The organism is Microbacterium sp. cf332 (genome assembly GCF_900102175.1).
Classification (GTDB): domain Bacteria; phylum Actinomycetota; class Actinomycetes; order Actinomycetales; family Microbacteriaceae; genus Microbacterium.
In genome coordinates, this window is record NZ_FNKN01000001.1 from 153,394 (window position 1) to 177,956 (window position 24,563).

Sequence of the window (24,563 nt, forward strand, 5' to 3'; positions counted from 1 at the left end):
TCTCGGGGCGCGACTGCAGTCTCGCGGCTCACGGCCCGCCGGGGCGGGGCGGGGTCAGAACAGGGCGGGCCACCAGGCGGCGGCGAGCGGGTAGCCGATGAAGGCGATGAGGTCGATGACGACGTGGGCGATCACGAGCGGCATGACGCGACCCCACCGGTGGTAGACCCACCCGAAGACGACGCCCATCGCGACGTTCCCGAAGATCGGTCCGATGCCCTGGTACGCGTGGTAGGTCCCGCGCAGCGCAGCCGTCGACAGGATGATGGTCCACGTGCCCCAGCCGAGCCGACGCAGTCGATCGGAGAGGTAGGCGATGAAGATCACCTCCTCGGTCAGGCCCGCGCGAAGCGCGGCGAGGGCGAGCAGCAGGATGGCGGTCCAGCCCCCGTCGAGCGGAGCCGCGCCGACCTGCACGGTGATGCCGAGGGCGCGGCCGAGCGCGTAGAGCCCCAGACCCGGCACGCCGATGATCGCGACGAGCAACAGGCCGGCGCCGGCGTCGCGTCCGAAGACCCGGAAGTCGAGCCCGATGCGCCGCAGCGCCGACCGACCCGGCTCCCAGAGGAAGTAGATCGCGAGGGCCACGGGGGCGAGGTTGAACAGGTGCGAGAACGCCTGCGACACCACGGACCAGGGATCGACCGTCGCGGCTCCCGGGTTCAGCGACGTCGACTGGTCGCCGAGCCGCACCGGGCTCGTCACCGCCTGGACGAAGGAGAGCAGCGAGAAGAAGGCCGACCGCCCCACCGACAGCGCCAGGACGAGGGCGATCTCCCACCACAGACGGGTGCGCGAGACGTGCATCATCTTTCCTCCCGGGTCGATCGTAGATCCGGGAACGCGACGTCAGGGTCGGCGCCGCTTGCGGGCCGGAGTCTCGGTCGCCAGGACGTGCTGAAGCGGCTGCGGGTCGGCGAGCCGCCCGATCGCGAGCATCGTCTCGACCCGGTCGATGCCGGGGATCGGCCAGACCTCCTCGACGAGCAGCCGCTGCAGGTCGGCGTGGTCGCGGACGCGGAATCGAGCCATCATGTCCCACCCCGCGGCGAGCACCAGAGCCTCGGTCATCGCGTCGACGGCCTGCAGGGCCGCCAGCACGGCGGCGGCGTCCGCATCGCCGGTGAGACGGAGGGGCATCACGACGAGCATCGGGTACCCCAGTGCGGCCCAGTCGAGCTCGATCGTGTGGCGGCGGATGACGTGACCGCGCTCCATGCGCGCGATCCGCTCGGCCACCGCCGGCGCCGACATCCCGACGTCCGCCGCGATGCTGCGCATCGAGGCTCGGGCGTCCTCGTGCAGACGGTGCAGGATGCGGCGGTCGACGTCGTCGATCTCGAGCACCTCGCGCTCGGGCTCGAGGAGGGCGCGCAGCCGGGTCGGATCGGTGGTCATGCCCCTCCCCGGGCGGTGTCTGCGAAGCCGCTCCGCTCGAGTTCGCGGAAGACCTCGAGAGTGAACTGCACGTGGTCGAGGAAGTCCTCGACGTAGCCGTGCTCATCGTAGCCGTGCATGTTGCCGGCCGGCCGGAGGGTGCCGGTGGGCGAGATGATCGGGGCGCCGAGATGCTCCAGGAACAGGGCTCCCGGGCCCGCGCCGGTCATGACGTCGTAGACGACGGGATCGGCCCCGAACGCGCTGCCCGCCGCCCGGAGCACAGCGTCGCCGAACGCCGACTCGACCGGCGAGAACGCCGGCGGGATCGAGCGGACCACCGAGAGCACGACATCCGGATGCCGTTCGGCGAGATGCTCGCGGACGGCATCGACGACCTGCTCCGGCGCCATGCCCGGGACGAGCCCGAAACGCACGCGCGCCGTGGCGGAGGCGGGGATGCTCTGACGCACGCCCTCGTCGAGGTCGAAGCCCGACAGGCTCACGGACGGCTCGAAGATGAAGCGCGTGGCGAGCTCCGCGGTCGTCCCCGGCAGATACGGCGAGATGCCGTCGCGCGCGATCGACGGGCCGGGGAGGGTGATCTCGGCTGTGCGGCGCTGCGCGCGCTCGTCGGGCACGATGGCCTGATCGCGGACGCCGGCGACGGCGATCCGTCCGTCCGACGTGCGCAGCGACGAGACGGCGGCCATCAGCTCGAGCGGCGCGGAGCGCAGGATGGACGAGTACGACGGGTGCTGCGCCGCGGCGAGGATGTCGAGCGACAGCTCGATCTCGAGCGAACCGCGGCAGCCGAAACCGACGGCCGGACGGCCGTCCTCCTCGCGCAGATAGCTCTCCCAGAGGCAGGCGTCGGCGCGGAGCTCGGCGGCGTGCTCGGCGAGGACGTCGCCGAGTCCGGGGCTCCCGATCTCCTCGCACGGGTCGGCGAGGTAGATGATTCCGAAGGGGGTGCGGCCTTCGTGCTCCTCGATCCAGAGCCGGAGCGACGCGAGCCGTCCGGCAGCGTCGGCCTTGTCGTCGCAGGCGCCCCGCGCGTACATCGCGCCGTCACGGATCTCCGCTGCATAGGGGGGTGAGGTCCACCGCTCCGGGTCGCCCTCCGGCTGCACGTCGTAGTGGTTGTAGAGCAGCAGCGAGGCGTCGCTCGCACCCGCGCGGAACCCGACGACCACGGGGCCATAGCCGGGGATCTCGTACCGGTCTACGCGGTCCATGAGGGGCGCGAGCCGCTCCTCGATCCAGTCCGCCGCCTGCCCGATGGCATCGAGGCGGCCGGCGACGGTCGGGAAGCGGCAGAGGTCCTGCCAGCTTCCGACGATGTCGGCGGCGTCGCGGTCGATCCGCGGGTCGCGCGCCATCGTCACTTGCCTCGGGGGAGCGAGACCGGGGTCAGCTCGTACGGGTAGTCCGAGATCAGCTCGTAGCCGTCGTCGGTGACCAGGACGATGTCCTCCAGGCGCACCCCGCCGAAGCCCTGCCGGTAGCAGCCGGGCTCGATCGCGATGACGTCGCCCGCGACGAGCACGGCGTCGTTCTGGTTGAGGCTCGGCGGCTCGTGCACCTCGAGTCCGACTCCGTGGCCGAGCGAGTGGAAGTAGCCCTCGTCGAGCACTTCGCCCGGCTTCTTGGTGAGCTGGGTCGGCTGTCCGGCGGCCTCGATGGGCTCGCAGGAGATGCGGTGGAGCTCGGCGACCGGGAGACCGGGGCGAATGGCCGCGAGGGTCGCGTCGAACGACTGCTTCACGATGTCGTAATAGAACGCGAGCTCGCCGTCGATGTCGCCCTTGACGAAGGTGCGGGTCATGTCGGAGTTGCCGCCCGAGGCGATGTCGCGCGGGCAGATGTCGACCGTCACCGGCTCGCCGGCGAAGATCTGGCCCGACCCGGCGTGATGCCCGATGCAGGTCTGCGGCCCGTGAGCCACGATCATGCCCGCATCCTCGCACCCGTTGCGCAGGAACACCGCGCGGATGCGGTCCTTGAGGTCTTCGCAGGTGAGCGGGACTCCGTCGAGGAGCAGGCCGCCGTCGGCGCCGACGGTCGCGCGGTCGATCGCGTCGGCCACGAGCGATACGCCGGCCTCGGCGGCGACCTGGGCCCGTCGGATGCCCGCGAGCTCGTGGGGCGTCTTCACGCGGCGACGCTGGACGAACAGGTCGCGGTCGACGTGCACGTCGACGCCGTTGGCGCGGAGGTGATCGGCCACCTCGAGGGGGAAGGTCGGCGGGACGGCCGCGCTGGACACTCCGAGCCGACGGCATGCCGCGACGAGCGTGGAGAGTTCGGCGAGGTCGGGATCCTGCCCGGCGGCGCGGAAGTCGTCGAACCCGAGTTCGTCGAGCGGGAAGACCGTCATGCCCGCGACGTCGCGCATGCGGGCGGCCTCGAGCGACTTGATCGCCACGTGCGGGGCGCCGTCGATCTCGATGTACAGGAACGGGTCGTGCACGTCGTGGGGGATGACGTGGCGCATGTCTGCGGCCAGCGTGCTCGCGTAGATGAGGATGGCGTCGTCCACCACGGCTGCTCTCTTCCGGTCGGGTCGCCCGCGACATGCGGGTCACCGGCGACTTTACATCAACGCTGTTCGCCGGGATCGCAGCAACTGTTTGTGAGGTTGAAAGAGTCGCAAAGTTGGCAATCGAAAGTGTCCTACACGTTGAGAACGTGGGACCGAACACGGATGCGGATCGCTACGCCCAGCGTCTGAGCTGTGCCGCGAGCAGGATGACAACCCCTCGGGAGGGATTGTTGCCGACATGTAACGGTTTCGCCCTGGATGCGGTCACAGGGGGCGAGCGCGCTTATCGTCGCTGTATATCCCGTGCTCCGGACGTCGGCGTGTCTTCGCCGCCGTGGTTCCCGAGCGCGTACCCGTCACCCAGGAGGAAACATGTCGAGACGACGTTGGGGAGTCGGCGCGATCGCGCTGGTGTCCGCCGTCACGCTCACGCTGACCGGTTGTTCGGCCGGCGGCGACAGCAACACGGGCGGAGGCTCCACCGCCTCCGCGATCATCACCACGAACGGCACCGAGCCGCAGAACCCGCTGATCACCTTCGGGACGACCGAGACCGGCGGCGGCCGCATCATGACCTCGATCTACGCCGGTCTGGTCAGCTACAAGGCCGACGGCACCATCGAGAACGAGGTCGCCTCGTCGATCGAGAGCGACGACAACGTCGTCTGGACGATCACCGTCGCGGACGGCTGGAAGTTCACCAACGGTGAGGAGATCACCGCGCAGACCTTCGTCGACACCTGGACCGCTGCGGCTCAGGACGTCGACGGCGCGTACTGGTACTACACCATCGAGGGCGCATCCGACGACGGCAGCACGGCGCCCACCGGCCTGGCGGTCGTCGACGACATGACCTTCACGGTCACGCTCAAGTCTCCCGACGCCGACTTCCCGCTGCGTCTCGGCTACACCGCCTACATGCCGCTCCCGTCGGTCGCCTTCGAGGACATCGAGGCGTTCGGTGAGAACCCGATCGGCAACGGCCCGTACATGCTCGACGGCGAGGGCGCCTGGCGCCACAACGAGGGCATCGACCTCGTCCCGAACCCCGACTACAACGGTGTCCGCGAGGTCGCGAACGACGGCCTCAACATCGTCTTCTACACCTCGCTCGAGTCGGCGTACGCCGACGCTCAGGGCGGCAACCTCGACGTGCTCGACACGGTGCCCGACACCGCGTTCGCGACGTACGAGACCGACTTCCCCGAGCGCTCGGTGAACCAGGCCGCCGCGATCTACCAGGGCTTCAACATCCCCTTCTACCTGCCGGACTTCGGCAACGACGAAGAGGGTCAGCTGCGCCGCGCCGCGATCTCGATGGCGATCAACCGCGAGGAGATCACCGACACGATCTTCCAGGGCACCCGCACGCCGGCGACCGACTTCACGTCGCCCGTCGTCGAGGGCTGGAGCGACGACCTGCCGGGCTCCGAGGTCCTCGAGTACAACCCCGAAGAGGCGCAGGCCAAGTGGGCCGAGGCCGAGGCGATCAAGCCGTACACCGGTCCGTTCACGCTGGCGTACAACTCCGACGGCGGCCACCAGGCCTGGGTCGACGCTGTCGCCAACAGCATCTCGAACACGCTGGGCATCGAGGCGAGCGGTCTGCCGTTCCCGACCTTCGCCGCGGCGCTCGACCTGCGCACCACCGGCACGCTGACCGGCGCGACCCGCGCCGGATGGCAGGCCGACTACCCGTCGCAGGGTAACTTCCTGTCGGCGCAGTACAGCACGGGCGGCAGCTCGAACTACGAGGGCTACACGAACCCCGAGTTCGACGATCTGCTCGCCCAGGCCGCCTCGGCTCCCTCGATCGAGGACGCCGCGGGTCTGTACGAGCAGGCGCAGGAGATCCTGATGCGCGACCTCCCCAGCATCCCGCTGTGGTACCAGAACGCCGTCGGCGTCTGGGGCGAGGGCGTCGACAACGTCGTGTTCGGCTGGGACTCGGTTCCGCTCTACAACCAGGTCACCAAGGGCTGAGTTCGGCTTCCGGCGATCATCGGTTACGGTGTCCGGGGCGCGTTGCGTCCCGGACACCGTGCTGACCGGAGACCTCGAACCCCCATAACCCGAACCCTCTTAGGAACTATTCGTCGATGCTCTGGTTCATCGGTCGACGGCTGCTGCAGCTGATCCCCGTCTTCTTCGGGGCGACCCTTCTCATCTACGCCCTCGTCTTCCTGCTGCCGGGAGACCCGATCGCCGCTCTGTACGGCGACCGGCAGCCCTCGCCCGCCGCCATCGAGGCGGTGCGGGCCCAGTACAACCTCGACAAGCCGTTCATCGTCCAGTACTTCCTCTACATCGGGGCGCTGCTGCAGGGTGACTGGGGCACGACCTTCTCGGGCCGACCCGTCATCGACGTCATGGCCCAGGCCTTCCCGATCACGCTGCGTCTGGCAGTCCTGGCACTCGCCATCGAGGCTGTGTTCGGCATCGTCGTCGGCCTCATCGCGGGCCTGCGCAAGGGCAAGCTGTTCGATGCGACCGCGCTCGTCGTGAGCCTCCTGCTCATCTCCGTGCCGACGTTCGTCATCGGATTCGTATTGCAGTACGTGCTCGGCATCCAGCTCGGATGGTTCCGGACGACGGTCAGCGCCGGCGCTCCCTGGAACGAGCTGCTGCTGCCGGCCATCGTGCTCGCCACGGTGTCATTCGCGTACATCGTCCGACTCACGCGTTCGTCCGTCGCCGAGAACCTCTCGGCCGACTTCGTCCGCACGGCGACCGCGAAGGGCCTCAGCCGACCGCGCGTCGTGACCGTCCACGTGCTGCGCAACTCGCTCGTGCCGGTGGTCACCTACCTCGGCGTCGACCTCGGCTCGCTCATGGTGGGCGCCATCGTCACCGAGAGCATCTTCAACATCAACGGCGTCGGCGGCACGATCTATCGCGCCATCACGATCGGTGAGGGGCCCACGGTCGTGTCCTTCGTCGCCATCATGGTCATCATCATCATGCTGGCGAACCTGCTCGTCGACCTCCTGTACGCCTGGCTCGACCCGAGGATCCGCTATGCCAAGTAATCTCCGCCGGAATCAGGACCACTTCGTCGCACCCGAAGAGGAGACGCCGCTCCAGGCGATCGACGCTGTCTCCACCGACGACAAGCCGCGCACCGTCTGGGGGGACGCCTGGCAGTCGATGCGTCGCCGACCGATGTTCTGGGTGGCTGCGAGCCTGATCGTGCTGATCCTCCTGGTCGCCATGTTCCCCGGGCTCTTCTCGCCGGTGTCGCCGACGGCGAACTGTCTGCTGGCCAACAGCAACGGCGGGCCGGCTGCGGGTCACCCGTTCGGATTCACCCGACAGGGATGCGACGTGTACGCGCGAGTGATCTACGGCACCCAGTCGTCCGTCATGGTCGGTGTCATCGCGACCCTCATGGTCACGATCTTCGGTTCGGTCGTCGGCGCCCTGGCCGGGTACTACGGCGGCCTCCTCGACGCGATCCTCTCGCGCGTGGCGGACATCTTCTTCGCGATCCCGACCGTGCTCGGCGCCATCGTCTTCATGTCGGTCGTCCCCGAGCGCACGCCGCTCGTCGTCGCGCTCGTCATCGCGGTGTTCGCCTGGCCGCAGATCACCCGCATCATGCGCGGCGCCGTGCTCACGGCGAAGCAGGCCGACTACGTCGTGGCGTCGATCGCCCTCGGTGTGTCGCGGTGGCGCGTCCTGCTCCGCCACGTGCTGCCGAACGCTGTCGCGCCCGTCATCGCGGTGGCCACCGTGTCGCTCGGCACGTTCATCGTCGCGGAGGCGACTCTGTCGTTCCTCGGCATCGGCCTGCCCGGCACCGTGATGAGCTGGGGCAACGACATCAACTCCGCACGTCAGTCGCTGACGACGAGCCCGATGGTGCTGATCTACCCCGCCGCCGCACTGTCGGTGACCGTCCTGTCCTTCCTCATGCTGGGCGACGTCGTGCGCGACGCCCTCGACCCGAAGGAGCGTGCGCGCCGATGAGCGACACCACGTCCTCCGAGACCACGCCCCTTCTCGACATCCGCAACCTGCACGTCGGCTTCCAGACGAAGGCCGGCCTCGTGCCCGCCGTCCGCGGCGTGGACCTGACGATCTACCCGCGCCAGTCCGTGGCGATCGTGGGCGAGTCCGGGTCGGGCAAGTCCACCACTGCGCAGGCGATCATCCGGCTCCTCCCGGGCACCGGGCGTATCACCGAGGGGCAGATCCTCTTCGAGGGCCGCGACCTCGCCGCGCTGTCGAACCGCGAGCTGCAGTCCGTGCGCGGCTCGCAGATCGGCTATGTGCCGCAGGACCCGATGTCGAATCTCAACCCGGTGCTGACCGTCGGGTTCCAGGTGCGCGAGGCCGTCCGATCGAACCGCAGCGCGACCGGTCGCGCAGGGGTGCGCGACCGCGCCGTCGAGGTGCTCACCGAAGCGGGTCTGCCCGACGCCGAGGATCGGATGCGGCAGTACCCGCACCAATTCTCGGGCGGCATGCGCCAGCGCGCTCTCATCGGCATCGGCCTGTCGGCCCGCCCCAAGCTGCTCATCGCGGACGAGCCCACCTCGGCCCTCGACGTGACGGTGCAGCGCCAGATCCTCGATCACCTCGGCACCCTGACGACCGACTTCGGCACGTCGGTGCTCTTCATCACGCACGACCTGGGTCTCGCCGCCGAGCGCGCCGAGCACCTGGTGGTGATGTACCGCGGCCGTGTCGTCGAGTCCGGGCCCTCGCAGGAGATCCTGGCCGACCCGAAGCACCCGTACACCAAGCGTCTCGTCTCGGCCGCGCCGAGCCTGGCATCGCGCCGCATCCAGGCCGTGCGCCACAACGAGGACGTCGACGTGTTCGGTGCCGGCGAGGAGTTCCTCGCCCGGGCGGAGGAGCGCGAGGCCGAGGCGGAATCGGTCGCCGCGGCGGCGGACTTCATCGACATCCGCAACGCGCGTCGCGTCTACAAGGTGCGCACCGGCGGGCTCTCCTCGAAGGAGATCGTCGCGGTCGACGACGTCAGCATCCAGGTGGCCAAGGGCACGACGACCGCGATCGTGGGGGAGTCCGGGTCGGGCAAGTCGACGCTCGCGAAGCTCTTCCTGCAGCTCGAGCAGCTGACCTCGGGCGAGATCCGCTTCGACGGCAAGAAGCTCGGCGGACTCTCGCGCGCCGACGAGCTGGCGTTCCGTCGACGGGTGCAGCCCGTCTTCCAGGATCCGTACGGCACCCTCGACCCGCAGTACAGCGTCGGCGACACGATTGCCGAGCCCATGCGTGTGCACAAGTTCGGCAGTCAGAGGGATCGCTCGGCGCGCGTCCGCGAGCTGCTCGACCAGGTATCACTTCCGGCAGCGGCCAAGGACCGCTACCCGAGTGAGCTCTCGGGCGGGCAGCGACAGCGCGTCGCGATCGCGCGCGCTCTCGCGCTCAAGCCCGACGTGCTCGTGCTCGACGAGGCGGTGTCGGCCCTCGACGTGCTCGTGCAGGGCCAGATCCTGAACCTGCTCACCGAGCTGCAGACGGAGCTGGATCTGACCTACCTCTTCATCACCCATGACCTCGCGGTCGTGCGACTCGTCGCCGACAACGTGTCGGTGATGCGACGCGGTCGCCTCGTCGAGTCGGCGAGCACGGACGAGGTCTTCGATCATTCCACCGAGGACTACACCCGGGAGCTCCTCGCGGCCATCCCGGGCGCGGGCTTCCAGTTCGGCGCCTGACGCGGCGACGGCATGACGAAGACCTACCGACCGGCGTCGGCGACCGTGGCGGTCGTCGGCGCCGGTCTGCTCGGCCTCTTCCTGCTCGGTGACGTGTTCGTGCGGGGCGGTCTCGTGCAGGGGCTCCTCGTGGCGCCGTGGGTGCTGTTCGCTCTCTGGTCGATCTACACGTTGCTCTATGCGTCTGTGGTGCGGATCGACGAGCACGCGATCGTCGTCGTGAACCCGTTGCGGGTCACCCGGGTGCCGTGGTCGGCGGTGGCCGACATCCAGCTGCGCTGGCAGCTCGCCGTCGTGACCGTCGAGGGGCGGGTGATCTCGGCCTTCGGCGGACCGTCTCCGGGCCGCCCCGCGCGGCTCGGACGCGCGGCCCGCGCGAGCGAGAGCGACGAGGCCCGGACCCCTTCCGGTCTGCGTCAGGTAGACGAGATCCGCGAGGCGTGGCACGAGCACTCCGGCGATGCCGTCGACACTGCGGTCACGACGGCGGCCAACCGCGCGGTCCTCGTGCCGCTCGCGGTCGTCGTCGCCAGCGCGCTGATCGCGCTCGTCGTCGGTCTCTGACGACGAGGGGATCGGCGCACCCGGCGATCGATAAGCGCGCGGCCGGGTGCCGATGTGCTCACCCGACACCGTCAGGGGTGAGCAACCCGTCGTCCCGCGCCCCACTGCGTAGGACACATTTTGCTAACGAACTCGTTTCGCGCAACACGCTCGAAACGAACGCACGCAAGGGTAGTTCTCATCTGAGCTCGGCGACCTGGTCGGCGGGCGGGGAACGGAAAGGTCTTCCGTCACCCGGATCATCAAGAGAACAGGAGTGGGAATGCGTTTGACGCGTATCTCCATGGCGGCCGCGAGCGCCGCAGCCCTCGCGCTCGTCGTCGCCGGCTGCGCGCCGGCGGACGGCGGCGACCAGGAAGAGACCTCGACGAGCCAGTCGATCTCGGTCTCGGTCGGTCCGAACGACTTCATCAGCTACAACGGATTCACCCCCGAGACGTACTCGACGTACAACTCGGCGATCGTGGACCGGCTCCTCGCGGGCTTCAGCTACTTCGACGAGGTCGGGGCCATCCAGCCGAACGCCGACCTGGGCTCGTACGAGCTGATCTCCGAAGACCCCATGGTCGTGGAGTACACCATCGCCGATGACGCCGAGTGGTCCGACGGCACGCCGATCACGGTCGCGGACGCCGTCCTCGCCTGGGGCGTGCAGAACGCCAACCTGACCAGCGGCGAAGGCCCGCTGTTCAACTCCGTCTCGCAGGACCTGGGCGACACCGTCCCCGAGGGCCCGCAGGGCGACGCCGACGCGAAGTCGTTCACCGTCGAGTTCGCCGCGCCCGACCCCGACTGGCAGATCCAGACGTGGATGCTCAGCCCCGCACACGTCGTCGCCGAGCAGGGCGGCCTGTCGCTCGACGAGCTCGTCGAGGCGATCCGCGGTGGCGACTCCGCCGCTCTCGCCGACGCCGCCGAGTTCTGGAACACCGGCTGGAACACCGACCCCGGCACGCTGCCGGACGAGGCGCTCATCCCCAGCTCGGGCCCGTACGTCCTCTCGTCGTGGGAGGCCGGCCAGTCGGTGACCCTGAAGCGCAACGAGAACTACTACGGCGAGCCCGCTGCGAACGACGAGCTCGTCATCCGCTTCGTCGCGCAGGACGCGATGGTCCAGGCTCTGCAGAACGGTGACCTCGACGTCATCGCGCCGCAGCCCTCGGTCGACACCGTCTCGCAGATCGAGGAGCTCGGTGACGCCGCTCAGCTGCTGACCGGCCAGACCCTCACGTGGGAGCACCTCGACTTCAACTTCAAGGGCAACGCGTCGCTCGCCGGCAGCCTCGAGCTGCGCCAGGCGTTCGCCATGTGCGTGCCGCGTCAGCAGATCGTCGACAACCTCATCAAGCCCGTCAGCTCGGACGCGGTCGTCATGAACGCCCGCGAGGTGTTCCCCTTCCAGGAGAACTACGACGAGGTCGTCTCGGCTGCCTACGACGGCCGCTACGACGAGCCGAACCTCGATGAGGCCAAGGCTCTCGTCGACGCCGCCGGCGCAGCCGGCACCGTCGTCCGCATCGGCTACTCGGCGCCCAACCCCCGCCGTGCCGACGAGGTCGCCCTCATCAAGTCGTCGTGCGACCAGGTCGGCTTCGACATCCAGGACGTCGGCAACGCCGACTTCTTCCAGCCCGGCGGCACGCAGGAGCGCGGCGACTACGACGTGGCGCTGTTCGCCTGGGCCGGTTCGGGTCAGATCACCTCGGGCCAGAACATCTACGCCACCGACAAGCCGCAGAACTACGGCGGCTACTCGAGCCCGGTCGTCGACCAGGCCTGGCAGACGCTCGTGACCAGCCTCGACGAGTCGGTGCACCTCGAGCAGACGAAGATCATCGAGAAGCAGCTCTGGGACGACCTGTTCGGCATCCCGGTGTTCGCTCACCCGGGTGTCGACGCCGCGGCGGCCGACATCCAGAACGCTCAGCACTCCGTGGGCCAGAGCGGCATCATGTGGAACGCCGAGAAGTGGTCGCGCGCAGAATAAACGTATTCTGTCTCTGACACGACCAGGGTGTGGGCCGTCGCTGCGGTGACGGCCCACACTCCCGTGAGGGGCACACGTGTGCCCCGCGTACGACCAAGGGACTTCGACTTCCGTGCTGAAATTCATCATCCGCCGTCTGGCGGCCGCGGTGGGCATCCTGCTCGCCGCATCCCTGCTGATGTACGTCCTCACGATCAACTCCGGCGACCCGCTCGCCGATCTGCGCGAGAGCAACGCGGACAACCGCGAGCAGTTGATCGCCCGGCGTACCGAATACATGAACCTGGACCAGCCGTGGTACCTGCGGTACCTGACCTGGCTGACGGGCGCGAGCAAGTGCCTCATCGGCCAGTGCGACCTCGGCCTCACCCGGCAGGGCGTCGAGGTCTCGACGCTCGTGGGACAGGCGGCCGCCTCGACGCTGAGGCTCGTCCTGCTCGCCACGATCCTGGCGCTCATCATCGGTATCGCGATCGGCATCGTCACGGCGATCCGCCAGTACTCCGGCCTCGACTACGCCGTCACCTTCGCGACCTTCCTGTTCTTCTCCCTGCCGGTGTTCTGGGCTGCGGTGCTCTTCAAGGAGTACCTCGCGATCGGATACAACGACTGGATCCGCGACCCGCAGCTGACACCCGTGCAGATCATCGTGATCGCCCTCGTCATCGGCTTCATCGTGCAGGTCTTCGGCGGCGGCTCGGTCAAGCGGCGTGCGATCACCTTCGCCGCCGCCGCGGTCTTCGTCGGCGCGGCGCTGTCGCTCATGCTGGCGACCAACGCGTTCCGCGAGCCGCGCCTCACGATCATCGGCGTCGCGGTGCTGACGATCCTTCTCGCGCTCAGCGCGACCGTCGCCACCGTCGGCCTGCACAATCGCCGGGTCCTCGTCGTGGCACTGTCCAGCGCCGGCGTCGTGATCGTCATGCACCTCGCCCTCACCAACGTGTTCATCTACTACATGAACTGGGGCGTGCTCATCGGCGGTGCTCTGCTCGCCATCGTGGTGCCGTTCCTGATCGGGCGCTTCTTCGGCGGCAGGTTCCGCGGCCCGGCCACCGTCGCCGCGTTCGTCACGATCTTCGGCGGTGCTCTGCTCACGGTCGTCGACTCGCTGTTCCGTGTCTGGCCGTCGTTCCTGCAGCGCAAGCCGCGGCCCATCTCGACGATCGGCGCGCAGACGCCGAACTTCGACGGCACCTTCTGGCAGACCTTCCTCGACATCGGCACGCAGATGCTGCTGCCGACGCTGCTGCTGACGGTCATCTCGCTCGCCTCGTACAGCCGCTATACGCGCACGTCGATGCTGGAGGTCGGAAATCAGGACTTCATCCGCACGGCGCGCGCGAAGGGCGTGCCCGAGCGACTGGTGATCTTCCGCCACGCGTTCCGCAACGCCCTCATCCCGATCGCCACGATCGCCGCGTTCGACTTCGCCGGCCTCATCGGCGGCGCGGTCATCACCGAGCGCGTCTTCGGCTGGAAGGGCATGGGTGAGCTGTTCGCGACGGGCCTCGCAGAGGTGGACCCGAACCCGGTCATGGCCTTCTTCCTCGTGACCGGCCTGGCCGCGATCGTCTTCAACATGCTGGCGGACATCTTCTATGCCGTCATCGACCCGAGGATCCGAGTATGACGAACCCGAACGACAACGTCCCGACCACGACGTCGGTGCTCTCGGTCGCCGAGGCCGAGGACGCCGCACTCGCGAAGAGCACCGCTGCGCCCCGCTCGCAGGCCCGGATCGTCTGGGGTCGTTTCCTCCGGCACCGTGCGGCGACCATCTCGGCGGTCGTGCTCATCCTCCTCACGCTGCTCAGCTTCACCTCGGTCGGGTTCTTCGGCATCCCGGGATGGTGGCCGCAGGACTACCGGGCCGCGGGTGATGTCGTCAACGGCGGCGTACCGACGCTGAGCCTCATCCCCGAGTGGCTCGGGGGCGACGGCATCCGCATCGGCGAGCACCCGTTCGGCCAGGAGAACACCGGCAAGGACTACTTCGCGCTGACGATGATGGGGACGCAGCGGTCGATCCTGCTCGGTCTCGTGCTCGGCATCTCGTCGACGGTGATCGGCAGCATCATCGGTGCCGTCGCGGGGTACTACCGCGGCTGGGTCGACTCCGTCCTCATGCGCATCACCGACCTGTTCATCGTGATCCCGCTTCTGGCCCTCGCGGCCGTCGTCGGCCAGATCGCGGGCAACATCGGCGAGAACCCGATCCTGCTGGCGTTCATGCTCTCGCTGCTGACGTGGACCGGCCTCGCGCGCCTGGTGCGCGGGGAGGTGCTGTCGCTCCGCGAGCGCGACTTCGTCCTCGCGGCCCGTGCGTCCGGAGCCGGGGGAGCGCGCATCATCTTCCGTCATCTACTCCCGAACACCGTCGGCGTCATTGCCGTCAATGCGACCTTCGCGATCGCGGGCGCGATCCTCCTCGAGAGCTCGCTCTCGTTCCTGGGATTCGGCGTGCAGCCGCCCGAGACCTCGCTGGGCCTGTTGATCAGCCAGTACCAGGGCAGCTTCACCAGCCGGCCGTGGCTGTTCTGGTGGCCGGGAATGATGATCCTGGCGATCGCCCTGTCGATCAACTTCCTGGGCGACGGCATCCGCGATGCGTACGACCCGCGGCAGTCGCGCAGCGTCCGCCGCGAGATCAAGAGGAGGAACCGCGCATGAGCGCCACCGCCACGCGAACCGCACTGAAGTTCACCGACCTCGCCGTCACGTTCCTGACCGGTTCGGGCGACGTCAACGCCGTCAAGGGCATCTCGCTCGAGGTCGCCCCCGGCGAGGTCGTCGCGGTCGTCGGCGAGTCGGGATCGGGCAAGTCGGTCACCTCGCTCGCCGCGATGGGCCTCCTCGCCGAGAACGCGATCATCCGCGGATCGGTCGAGGTCGGCGAGACCGAGGTGATCGGGCTGCCGAACGAGCAGATGCGCAAGCTGCGCGCCAGTGAGATCGCGATGATCTTCCAGGAGCCCATGACGGCGCTCAACCCGGTGCTCACGATCGAGCGCCAGCTGACGGAGATCTTCGAGCTGCACGATGTCGCCTACGGCGAGGATGCGCGCGACCGCTCGATCGAGCTGCTGCGCATCGTCGGCATCCCCGAGCCCGAGCGGCGCATCAAGCAGTTCCCGCACCAGTTCTCGGGCGGCCAGCGCCAGCGCATCGTCATCGCGATGGCGATCGCGCTCGATCCGAAGGTGATCATCGCCGACGAGCCGACGACGGCCCTCGACGTCACCGTGCAGGCCGAGATCCTCGACCTGCTGCGGCGGCTCAAGGACGAGACGGCTGCCGGCATCCTGCTCATCACCCACAACATGGGCGTCGTCGCCGACATCGCCGACCGCGTGGCCGTGATGTACCGGGGCGACCTGGTCGAGGTCGGCGGCGTCGAGGACGTCCTCACCCGGCCGCAGCACCCCTACACGAAGAAGCTGCTCGCCGCGGTTCCGCGCCTCGACCCCGAGCTCACCTCGCGGGCTTCGACGAGCGCGTCGCGCGACGTCGTGCTCGAGGCCTCGGGGCTCGTCCTCGAGTACGCGGGACGCGGGAAGACCTTCCGTGCGGTGGAGGACGTCTCGTTCGACCTCGCTGCGGGCGAGGTGCTCGGCATCGTGGGCGAGTCCGGGTCGGGCAAGTCGACGATCGCCCGCGCCGTGCTCGGACTGATGCCGGTCGCAGAGGGCACGCTCAGCCTCGGCGGGCAGGATCTCGCGAAGCTCCGCGGACGCAAGGCCAAGAACGTGCGCCGCGACATCGGCGTGGTGTTCCAGGACCCGGCGGCTTCGCTGGACCCGCGGTTCCCGATCGGCGACTGCATCATCGAGCCGATGGCGATCCACCGCGTCGGCACCAAGGCCGAGCGGCTCGACCGGGCGCGCGAGCTGCTCGACGCCGTGCGGCTGCCGCGCGACGTGCTCGAGCGCTACCCGCACGAGCTCTCGGGCGGTCAGCGTCAGCGCGTCTCGATCGCCCGGGCGCTCACGCTCAGGCCGAAGCTCTTCGTCGCCGACGAGCCGACGTCGGCGCTCGACGTCTCGGTGCAGGCTGCTGTCCTCGACATGCTCAAGGAGCTGCAGGAGACGTACGCGTTCGCCTGCATCCTCGTCAGCCACGACCTGGCCGTCGTCGATCAGCTGTCGGATCAGATCCTCGTGCTCAAGTCGGGGCGCACGGTCGAGCAGGGCCCGACGTCGCGCGTGCTGCTGCAGCCCGCGGAGGCCTACACGCGCGAGCTTCTCGCGGCGTCGCCCGTGCCCGATCCCATCGAGCAGCGCCGGCGACGCGAAGAGCGTCGCGCCGCTCTCGACGCTTCCTGACGGCCGCCGTCGGCCCCTCCGCAGGCGCCCCGCACCCTCGCAGGGCGCCTGCGGTAGAATCTCCTGTCGGCATCCCGGCGTTTCCCCTTCATCCTGAGGACCCCCTTCATGGCGCATGCCCTTCGTCCTGACCTCCGCAACGTCGCGATCGTCGCGCACGTCGACCACGGCAAGACGACGCTCGTCGATGCCATGCTCCGCCAGACCGGCTCGTTCGGCGAACACGCGCACGTCGAGGAACGTGCCATGGACTCGAACGATCTCGAGCGCGAGAAGGGCATCACGATCCTCGCCAAGAACACGGCGATCACCTACAACGGCGCACACACCGAGGTGCCCGTGACCATCAACGTCATCGACACCCCGGGCCACGCCGACTTCGGCGGCGAGGTCGAGCGCGGCCTGTCGATGGTCGACGGCGTCGTGCTCCTGGTCGACGCGTCCGAGGGTCCGCTCCCGCAGACCCGCTTCGTGCTGCGCAAGGCGCTCGAGGCGAAGCTGCCCGTCATCCTGCTGGTGAACAAGACCGACCGTCCCGACGCCCGCATCGCCGAGGTGGAGGAAGAGGCGCACGACCTGCTCCTCGGCCTCGCCGGCGATCTGGCGGACGACGTGCCCGACCTCGACGTCGACGCGCTGCTCGACGTGCCCGTGGTCTACGCCTCGGGTCGCGCCGGAGCCGCATCGCGCACGCGCCCCGGCAACGGCGAACTGCCCGACAACGACGACCTCGAGCCGCTGTTCGAGGCGATCCTCGAGCACGTCCCGGCTCCGGCCTACGACGACGGGGCTCCGCTGCAGGCCTGGGTGACGAACCTCGACTCGAGCCCGTTCCTCGGGCGCCTCGCACTCCTGCGCGTCTTCAACGGCACGCTCAAGAAGGGTCAGACCGTGGCCTGGGTGCGCGCCGACGGCACCACGAGCAACGCGCGCGTCACCGAGCTGCTGAAGACGCGTGCGCTCGAGCGCTTCCCCGCCGACGACGCCGGCCCCGGCGACATCGTCGCCATCGCGGGCTTCCCCGACATCACGATCGGCGAGACCATCGCCGACCCCGACGACGTTCGGCCGCTCAAGGCGATCACGGTCGATGACCCCGCCATCTCGATGACGATCGGCACCAACACCTCGCCGCTCATGGGCAAGGTCAAGGGCCACAAGCTGACGGCGCGCATGGTCAAGGACCGGCTCGACCGCGAGCTCATCGGCAACGTCTCGCTCAAGGTCGTCGACATCGGGCGTCCCGACGCCTGGGAGGTGCAGGGCCGCGGCGAGCTCGCGCTCGCGATCCTCGTCGAGAACATGCGCCGCGAAGGCTTCGAGCTCACGGTCGGCAAGCCGCAGGTCGTCACCAAGCGCGGTGAAGACGGCAAGCTGAAGGAGCCGTTCGAGCACCTGACCATCGACGCCCCCGAGGAGCACCTCGGCGCGATCACGCAGCTCATGGCCGCGCGCAAGGGTCGCATGGACGGGATGTCGAACCACGGCACCGGATGGGTGCGCATGGAGTTCGTCGTCCCCTCGCGTGGCCTCATCGGGTTCCGCAGCGAGTTCCTGACGATCACGCGCGGCACCGGCATCGCCAATGCGATCTCGCACGGCTACGACGACTGGGCGGGCTCGATCACGACCCGCCAGAACGGATCGATCGTCGCCGACCGCTCGGGCGTCGTGACGCCGTTCGCGATGATCGCCCTCCAGGAGCGCATGAGCTTCTTCGTGCAGCCGACCGAGGAGGTCTACGAGGGCATGGTCATCGGCGAGAACTCGCGCGCCGACGACATGGACGTCAACATCACCAAGGAGAAGAAGCTCACGAACATGCGTTCGTCGACCTCCGACTCCTTCGAGTCGATGACGCCCCCGCGGGTGCTCACCCTGGAGGAGTCGCTCGAGTTCGCGCGCGACGACGAATGCGTCGAGGTCACGCCCGAGAAGGTGCGCATCCGCAAGGTCGTGCTCGCGGCGACCGATCGCGCCCGGGCGACCGCGCGCCTGAAGCGTCAGGACGCCAACGCCTGATCACGGTTCACACGAGACCCCGCGCGCCGCACCGGCGGGCGGGGTCTCGTCGTCTCCGCCGACGGTGCACGGCGCGACGCCCCCGGCTCGATAGCATCGGAGCGATGGAGCAGGATGCCGCGACGCGGCGCGCGTGGCGCGATGGGGTGGGCGTCTCCGTCGCCACGAGCGCGTACGGAGTCTCTTTCGGCGCACTGGGCGTGGCGGCGGGCCTGGACATCTGGCAGACGTGCGTGCTCAGCCTGCTCATGTTCACCGGGGGATCGCAGTTCGCCTTCGTCGGCGTCATCGCGAGCGGCGGATGGGCTGCGCTGCCCGCGGCCATCGCCTCCGCGGCCCTCCTGGGGGTCCGGAACGTCGCCTACGGGCTGCGGATGGCGCCTGTCGTCGGTGGCAGCATCCGACGGCGGCTCGCGGCCATCCCGTTCACGATCGACGAGTCGACGGCCGTCGCGCTCGCACAGACCGAGCCGCGCGCCCGGCGCGTCGGCTTCTGGGTGACCGGCATCGGCATCTACGTCGGCTGGAACCTCTTCACGCTGGTGGGCGCGCTGCTCGGCGATGTGCTCGGCGATCCGCGCGCCTTCGGCCTCGACGCCGCCGCGGCCGCCGCCTTCCTCGCGCTGCTGTGGCCGCGGCTGCGCCGCGCCGAGGCGGTCGTCGTCGGCGTCGCGGCCGGGTTCGTGGCCGGCGTCGCGACGCCCCTCACGATGCCCGGGATCCCCGTGCTCATCGCGGCGGTCGTCGCGATCGCGTTGGCCGCCGCGACACCCGCCGGCCGGCCGGCCGGCGCCGGCGGTGCGGAATCGACGGCGGAGGAGTCGCGATGACCCCGTGGACCGGCATCCTGGTCGCAGCCATCCTGTGCGTCGCACTCAAGGCGATCGGATACCTGCTGCCGCCGCGCTGGTTCGACGGGCCGCGCGCGCAGCGGGTCATCGACCAGCTGACCGTCGCTCTGCTGTCGGCCCTCGTCGTGGTGCAGACGCTCGGTGCCGGCACCGCGATCGTGCTCGACGCGCGCGTACCGGCCGTCCTCGCGGCGGCGGTGCTGCTCGCGCTCCGCGCGCCGTTCCTCGTCGTCGTCGCTGCGGCGGCGCTCGTGGCCGCCGGTCTCCGGGCGGTCGGGTGGGCCGCCTAGACTGTTCCGGTGACTCAGACCTGGCCCCGCCTCGCCGGATGGGTCGTCGCCGCGATCGCCGGCGCCGTCTACGGCGTCGCGGGTACGATCACGCAGGCATTCGTGTGGGGTGTGCTGCCGGTGGGGCTCGTCGTCGCCGTCGCGGGCGTCACCGGACTCGTCGCGGGCCTCCGCTTGCTGACGGGCGACCGGTGGGTCGCCCTCGCCTGCGGTCTCGGCGCCCTCGTCGCGACGATCGTGTTCTCGGGTCGCGGCCCCGGCGGTTCCGTCGTCGTTCCCGCACCGCCGGATGGTCAGCTGAGCACGGGCCTGATCTGGACGTTCGCCCTGCCGATCGTGGTCGCGATCGTCGTGGGCTGGCCCTCGTTCTCGGGGGCCCGGACGGCGGCCGCTCCCGATCGCACGAACTAGACTCGTCGTGTGACTTATGTGATCGCCCTCCCGTGCGTGGACGTGAAGGACCGCGCGTGCATCGACGAGTGCCCCGTGGACTGCATCTACGAGGGCGAGCGGTCGCTGTACATCCACCCGGACGAGTGCGTCGACTGCGGTGCCTGTGAGCCCGTGTGCCCCGTCGAGGCGATCTACTACGAGGACGACCTGCCCGACGAGTGGCAGGACTACTACTCGGCCAACGTCGAGTTCTTCGACGACCTCGGGTCGCCCGGCGGAGCTGCCAAGGTCGGGGTCATCGCCAAGGATCATCCCCTCGTGGCCGCGCTGCCGCCGCAGGGGGAGGGGCATTGAGCGTCCGCGACCTCGCGGACTACCCCTGGGACGCCGTCGCCCCGTACGCGCGGACGGCCCGGAACCATCCCGACGGCATCGTCGACCTCTCGATCGGGTCACCGGTCGACCCGACGCCCGACGTGGTCGCCGCGGCGTTGCGCGCGGCCACCGATGCGCACGCGTACCCGCAGACCGTGGGAACACCCGCGCTGCGGGAGGCCATCGTCGACTGGTACGCGCGCCGGCGCGCCGTGACGGGACTGACTCCCGAGCACGTGCTGCCGACGATCGGCTCCAAGGAGCTCGTCGCGCTCCTGCCCCTGCTGCTGGGGCTCGGCGACGGCGACGTGGTCGTCCATCCGCGGGCGGCCTACCCGACCTACGAGGTGGGTGCGCGCCTCGTCGGTGCGACCCCGGTCGCGGCCGACGAACCGCAGGACTTCCCCGAGGGCACGCGGCTCATCTGGGTGAACTCGCCCGGCAACCCCGACGGGCGCGTGCTCGACGTGTCCGCCCTGCGCGAGATCGTCGCGCGTGCCCGCGAGCTCGGCGCCGTCGTCGTCTCGGACGAGTGCTACGCGGAGCTCGGCTGGGACGGGCCCTGGGCGAGCGAGCCCGTGCCGAGCGTGCTCGACCCGCGCGTGAGCGAGGGCGACACGAGCGGGCTCCTGTCGGTGTACTCGCTGAGCAAGCAGTCGAACCTCGCGGGATACCGCGCGGCCTTCCTCGCGGGCGACGAGGAGATCGTGGCGCGGCTGCTGACGGCCCGCAAGCATCTCGGACTCATGCTGCCGCTCCCGGTGCAGTCGGCGATGGTGGCCGCCCTCCGCGACGACGAGCACGTCGTCCGGCAGAAGGACCTCTACCGGCGTCGCCGCGACGTCCTGCGACCCGCGCTCGAGCGGGCGGGATTCCGCATCGACCGCAGTGAGGCCGGACTGTACCTCTGGGCGACGGCGGGTGAGGACGCCTGGGACACCCTCGGCCGCCTCGCCGAGCGCGGCATCCTCGTCGGGCCCGGGCACTTCTACGGCGACCACTTCCCCCAGCACGTGCGCTTCTCGCTCACCGCGTCGCAGGAGCGCATCGAGGCGGCAGCCGCTCGCCTCGCCGATTCGTAGGTTTTCTCCTACGGAATCGGCGATCCCTTGGCGCCGTGCGGAGTAGGCCCGCGCGCCCGATAGGCTGTAGAGACCGCACCGGACGATCGCAAGGAGGCTTCGTGGACGACACGGGCACCCCGCAGATGGCCACCGTCACCATCGGTGACCGCACCGCAGAATTGCCGGTGCTGCATGGAACCGCTGGAGTTCCGAGCGTCGACTTCTCGACGTTCACGAAGCAGACGGGGCACACGAGCCTCGACTACGGCTTCGTGAACACGGCCGCGACGCGCTCCGCCATCACCTACATCGACGGCGACCAGGGCATCCTCCGCTACCGCGGGTACCCCATCGAGCAGATCGCGAAGCACTCGACCTACCTCGAGGTGGCCTGGCTGCTGCTGTACGGCGACCTGCCGACCGCCGACGAGCTCGCCGACTTCGACGACCGCATCCGTCGTCACACCCTCTTGCACGAGGACCTCAAGCGCTTCTTCTCGTCGCTGCCTCATACGGCCCACCCCATGTCCGTGCTGTCGGCGGCCACGGCGGCGCTGTCGACCTACTACGAGGACCAGTCCGACCCCAACAACCCCGAGCACGTCGAGCTCAACACCATCCGACTGCTCGCGAAGCTGCCCGTGATCGCGGCCTACGCGCACAAGAAGAGCGTCGGACAGGCCTTCCTGTACCCCGACAACTCGCTGAGCTTCGTCGACAACTTCCTGCGACTGAACTTCGGCGTCCTGGCCGAGACCTACGAGGTCAACCCGGTCGTCTCGCGCGCGCTCGAGCGCCTGCTCATCCTGCACGAGGACCACGAGCAGAACGCCTCGACCTCGACCGTCCGTCTGGTCGGCTCCACGGGGGCCAACCAGTTCTCCTCGATCTCGGCGGGCATCAACGCGCTGTACGGTCCGCTCCACGGCGGCGCCAACGAGGCGGTCCTCGACATGCTCGCGCGCATCCGCGACTCGGGCGAGAGCGTCGAGCGTTTTGTCGCGAGGGTGAAGAACAAGGAAGACGGCGTGAAGCTCATGGGCTTCGGGCACCGCGTGTACAAGAACTACGACCCGCGCGCGAAGCTCGTAAAGGAGTCCGCGGACGAGGTGCTGAACGAGCTGGGTGTCGTCGACCCGCTCCTCGACCTCGCTAAGGAGCTCGAGGAGATCGCGCTGAGCGACGACTACTTCCGCGAGCGCCGTCTGTATCCCAACGTGGACTTCTACACGGGCGTCATCTACAAGGCGATGGGCTTCCCCACGCGCATGTTCACGCCCCTGTTCGCCATCGGCCGTCTGCCGGGCTGGCTCGCGCACTGGCGTGAGATGCAGAACGATCCGCAGACGAAGATCGGGCGGCCGCAGCAGCTGTACACCGGCTCCGCGGAGCGCGACTACCCCGTCGCCTGACCAAGGCTCCCTCCGCCCGAGAGGCCGGCGCGTTCACCACGCGCCGGCCTCTCGTGCTTCGCCGGGGCCGGCGCCGGCAGAACCGAGACCTGGTGCCGTCCACAGGCTGGATGCGCTTGTGGCACCGGCTAGGTCCGCGTCGATAGCAGTTCAGCCTGTCGGCGGGACGTCGAGGGATGGGCACAGGTACCCGGGCCGGCGCCGGTGGCGGCCGTCCCGACGCCGCCGGTAGAGCCGAGACCTGGTGCCGTCCACAGGCTGGATGCGCTTGTGGCATCTGCTGGCTCCCCTTGGATAGCAGTTCAGCCTGTCGGCGGGACGTAGAAGGACGGGCACACGTACCCGGGCCGGCGCCGGCCGCGGTCCGCTCGATCCGGTGCGCCGAGCCCCGGACGAGGACGGTCCGGCGGCGATGCGACGCGGCTCGCCCCCTGTCGCCGAGCCGTTCTGTCCCGCCGACAGGTTCGGTAGCTCGTCGAGTGGCCGGCCGTCGGGTTTCGGGGCACTGGGCCTGTGGACGGCACGACCAGACCTTCGCGTGCGCCACCCCGGCGCGTACGCCGCATCGTGCCGACCTGCCGCCTCGGCATTCGTCGTGCATCCGCATCGGCATCCGCATCTGCATCTGCGGCGGCAGCTGCTGCCGCGGCCGTGTCGATATCAGTCGGCGGGCGGCGGCGTGTGCCGTCGACAGGGCCGTTCGGGTTGGAGCCTGCCGGGGCCGGCGGGCGCGGGCCAGCCAACCTGTGGACGGCACGACGCGCATGGGGCCGCGGCCGGAGCGCCAGCCCACGGCCAGCCCGGGCCGCTCCGCGCGTCGCCGCGGGTCAGTCCTTCAGGAGCGTCGCGGCGTGGTCGGGCACGTATCCGTCGAGCTGCTGAGGCGGCCGGTCGTAGCCTCCGGACGGCGGTCGCGGTGGGATCTCGATCTCGGGCCGGTCGACGACCTCGAAGGGGATCTGCTGCAGCAGATGGTGGATCATGTTGATCCGGCCGCGCCGCTTGTCCTCGTTGTCGACCTCGTGCCAGCGCGCCTCGGGGATGTCGGTGTGCACGAACATGGTGTCCTTCGCGCGAGAGTAGTCCTCCCACTTCGTGATCGAGAGCACATCGTTGGGGGAGAGCTTCCACCGGCGCATGGGGTCCTCATTGCGTGAGCGGAAGCGCTTCTCCTGCTCGACGTCCGAGACGCTGAACCAGTATTTGAGCAGCAGGATGCCGTCCTCGACGAGCATCCGCTCGAAGATCGGAGCCTGGTGCAGGAAGCGGTGGTACTCCTCGTTGGTGCAGTAGCCCATCACCCGCTCGACGCCGGCGCGGTTGTACCAGGACCGGTCCATCAGCACGATCTCGCCGGCCGCGGGCAGATGGGAGACGTACCGCTGGAAGTACCACTGCGAGCGCTCGCGCTCGGTCGGTGCGGGGAGGGCGACGATGCGGGCGACACGGGGATTGAGGTATTCGGTGACGCGCTTGATGGTCGAGCCCTTGCCGGCGGCGTCCCGGCCCTCGAAGATCACGACGATGCGCGCCCCCGTCGCCTGGACCCACGCCTGCATGTCGACCAGCTGCGCCTGGAGCCGTTCCAGCTCGGCCCGGTACACCTTCTTGGGCACCCGTTCGGTCATCGGACCACCTCCTGCCGCGAGCATACGCCCCTGGCCTCCG

21 protein-coding genes are annotated in these 24,563 nt (G+C 69.4%); 16 read left to right on the forward strand and 5 right to left on the reverse strand.

Translation table 11 applies throughout. The features are described 5' to 3' along the window. Positions 1-54 precede the first annotated feature (54 nt). Genes BLT21_RS00670 through BLT21_RS00685 form a run of 4 tightly spaced genes read right to left on the reverse strand, consistent with a single transcriptional unit; the run spans position 55 to position 3,922 of the window. Positions 55-810 (reverse strand): CPBP family intramembrane glutamic endopeptidase, encoded by a 756-nt coding sequence (locus BLT21_RS00670; protein WP_091497519.1) that lies wholly within the window; start codon positions 808-810, stop codon positions 55-57. 39 nt (positions 811-849) lie between these two features. Then, positions 850-1,398 carry an Lrp/AsnC family transcriptional regulator gene (locus BLT21_RS00675; RefSeq protein ID WP_091497522.1) on the reverse strand — a complete coding sequence of 183 codons (549 nt, stop codon included), beginning with the start codon at positions 1,396-1,398 and terminating at the stop codon, positions 850-852. After that, positions 1,395-2,759 carry a M20/M25/M40 family metallo-hydrolase gene (locus BLT21_RS00680; protein ID WP_091497525.1) on the reverse strand — a complete coding sequence of 455 codons (1,365 nt, stop codon included), beginning with the start codon at positions 2,757-2,759 and terminating at the stop codon, positions 1,395-1,397. Before BLT21_RS00680 ends, BLT21_RS00675 begins: the two co-directional genes overlap by 4 nt. Before the next feature lie 2 nt (positions 2,760-2,761). After that, the gene (locus BLT21_RS00685; RefSeq protein ID WP_143024909.1) at positions 2,762-3,922 is read right to left on the reverse strand and encodes a M24 family metallopeptidase; all 1,161 of its coding nucleotides are present in this window, start codon (positions 3,920-3,922) and stop codon (positions 2,762-2,764) included. 372 nt (positions 3,923-4,294) lie between these two features. Here BLT21_RS00685 and BLT21_RS00690 point away from each other — a divergent pair, with 372 nt between their 5' ends. The 16 genes from BLT21_RS00690 (at position 4,295) to BLT21_RS00765 (ending at position 22,895) form a co-directional block, all read left to right on the forward strand. Continuing rightward, on the forward strand, positions 4,295-5,905 hold the full coding sequence (locus tag BLT21_RS00690; RefSeq protein ID WP_091497532.1) for a peptide ABC transporter substrate-binding protein: 1,611 nt from the start codon (positions 4,295-4,297) through the stop codon (positions 5,903-5,905). A 116-nt stretch (positions 5,906-6,021) separates the two neighbouring features. Beyond that, positions 6,022-6,951 (forward strand): ABC transporter permease, encoded by a 930-nt coding sequence (locus BLT21_RS00695; protein ID WP_091497535.1) that lies wholly within the window; start codon positions 6,022-6,024, stop codon positions 6,949-6,951. Beyond that, positions 6,941-7,891 carry an ABC transporter permease gene (locus tag BLT21_RS00700; RefSeq protein ID WP_091497539.1) on the forward strand — a complete coding sequence of 317 codons (951 nt, stop codon included), beginning with the start codon at positions 6,941-6,943 and terminating at the stop codon, positions 7,889-7,891. Before BLT21_RS00695 ends, BLT21_RS00700 begins: the two co-directional genes overlap by 11 nt. Next, entirely contained in the window at positions 7,888-9,612 is a 1,725-nt protein-coding gene (locus tag BLT21_RS00705) for a dipeptide ABC transporter ATP-binding protein (protein ID WP_091497543.1), read from the forward strand. Before BLT21_RS00700 ends, BLT21_RS00705 begins: the two co-directional genes overlap by 4 nt. Before the next feature lie 12 nt (positions 9,613-9,624). After that, positions 9,625-10,176 carry a PH domain-containing protein gene (locus BLT21_RS00710; RefSeq protein ID WP_091497546.1) on the forward strand — a complete coding sequence of 184 codons (552 nt, stop codon included), beginning with the start codon at positions 9,625-9,627 and terminating at the stop codon, positions 10,174-10,176. 262 nt (positions 10,177-10,438) lie between these two features. After that, on the forward strand, positions 10,439-12,163 hold the full coding sequence (locus tag BLT21_RS00715; RefSeq protein WP_091497549.1) for an ABC transporter substrate-binding protein: 1,725 nt from the start codon (positions 10,439-10,441) through the stop codon (positions 12,161-12,163). A gap of 112 nt (positions 12,164-12,275) precedes the next feature. Beyond that, positions 12,276-13,796, forward strand: coding sequence for an ABC transporter permease (locus BLT21_RS00720; RefSeq protein WP_091497553.1), 1,521 nt, complete (start codon positions 12,276-12,278; stop codon positions 13,794-13,796). Continuing rightward, positions 13,793-14,836 (forward strand): ABC transporter permease, encoded by a 1,044-nt coding sequence (locus BLT21_RS00725; RefSeq protein WP_091497556.1) that lies wholly within the window; start codon positions 13,793-13,795, stop codon positions 14,834-14,836. Before BLT21_RS00720 ends, BLT21_RS00725 begins: the two co-directional genes overlap by 4 nt. After that, complete coding sequence (locus tag BLT21_RS00730) at positions 14,833-16,488, forward strand: ABC transporter ATP-binding protein (RefSeq protein WP_091497561.1); 1,656 nt, start codon at positions 14,833-14,835, stop codon at positions 16,486-16,488. The genes BLT21_RS00725 and BLT21_RS00730 overlap by 4 nt, the downstream gene beginning before the upstream one ends. 108 nt (positions 16,489-16,596) lie before the next feature. Continuing rightward, on the forward strand, positions 16,597-18,510 hold the full coding sequence (typA, locus tag BLT21_RS00735) for a translational GTPase TypA (protein ID WP_091497564.1): 1,914 nt from the start codon (positions 16,597-16,599) through the stop codon (positions 18,508-18,510). Between the two features lie 104 nt (positions 18,511-18,614). Beyond that, on the forward strand, positions 18,615-19,340 hold the full coding sequence (locus tag BLT21_RS00740) for an AzlC family ABC transporter permease (protein ID WP_091497568.1): 726 nt from the start codon (positions 18,615-18,617) through the stop codon (positions 19,338-19,340). Continuing rightward, positions 19,337-19,651 (forward strand): AzlD domain-containing protein, encoded by a 315-nt coding sequence (locus BLT21_RS00745; protein ID WP_091497571.1) that lies wholly within the window; start codon positions 19,337-19,339, stop codon positions 19,649-19,651. Before BLT21_RS00740 ends, BLT21_RS00745 begins: the two co-directional genes overlap by 4 nt. 9 nt (positions 19,652-19,660) lie before the next feature. Continuing rightward, complete coding sequence (locus tag BLT21_RS00750; RefSeq protein ID WP_091497575.1) at positions 19,661-20,062, forward strand: histidinol dehydrogenase; 402 nt, start codon at positions 19,661-19,663, stop codon at positions 20,060-20,062. A 9-nt stretch (positions 20,063-20,071) separates the two neighbouring features. After that, complete coding sequence (gene fdxA / locus BLT21_RS00755) at positions 20,072-20,398, forward strand: ferredoxin (RefSeq protein WP_091497579.1); 327 nt, start codon at positions 20,072-20,074, stop codon at positions 20,396-20,398. Then, entirely contained in the window at positions 20,395-21,501 is a 1,107-nt protein-coding gene (gene dapC, locus BLT21_RS00760) for a succinyldiaminopimelate transaminase (protein ID WP_091497582.1), read from the forward strand. The genes fdxA and dapC overlap by 4 nt, the downstream gene beginning before the upstream one ends. A gap of 101 nt (positions 21,502-21,602) precedes the next feature. Then, positions 21,603-22,895 carry a citrate synthase gene (locus tag BLT21_RS00765; RefSeq protein ID WP_091497587.1) on the forward strand — a complete coding sequence of 431 codons (1,293 nt, stop codon included), beginning with the start codon at positions 21,603-21,605 and terminating at the stop codon, positions 22,893-22,895. Between the two features lie 827 nt (positions 22,896-23,722). On the opposite strand, the gene ppk2 is transcribed toward BLT21_RS00765, so the two are convergent. Next, positions 23,723-24,523 carry a polyphosphate kinase 2 gene (ppk2, locus tag BLT21_RS00770; protein ID WP_176786776.1) on the reverse strand — a complete coding sequence of 267 codons (801 nt, stop codon included), beginning with the start codon at positions 24,521-24,523 and terminating at the stop codon, positions 23,723-23,725. Between the last annotated feature and the right edge of the window lie 40 nt (positions 24,524-24,563).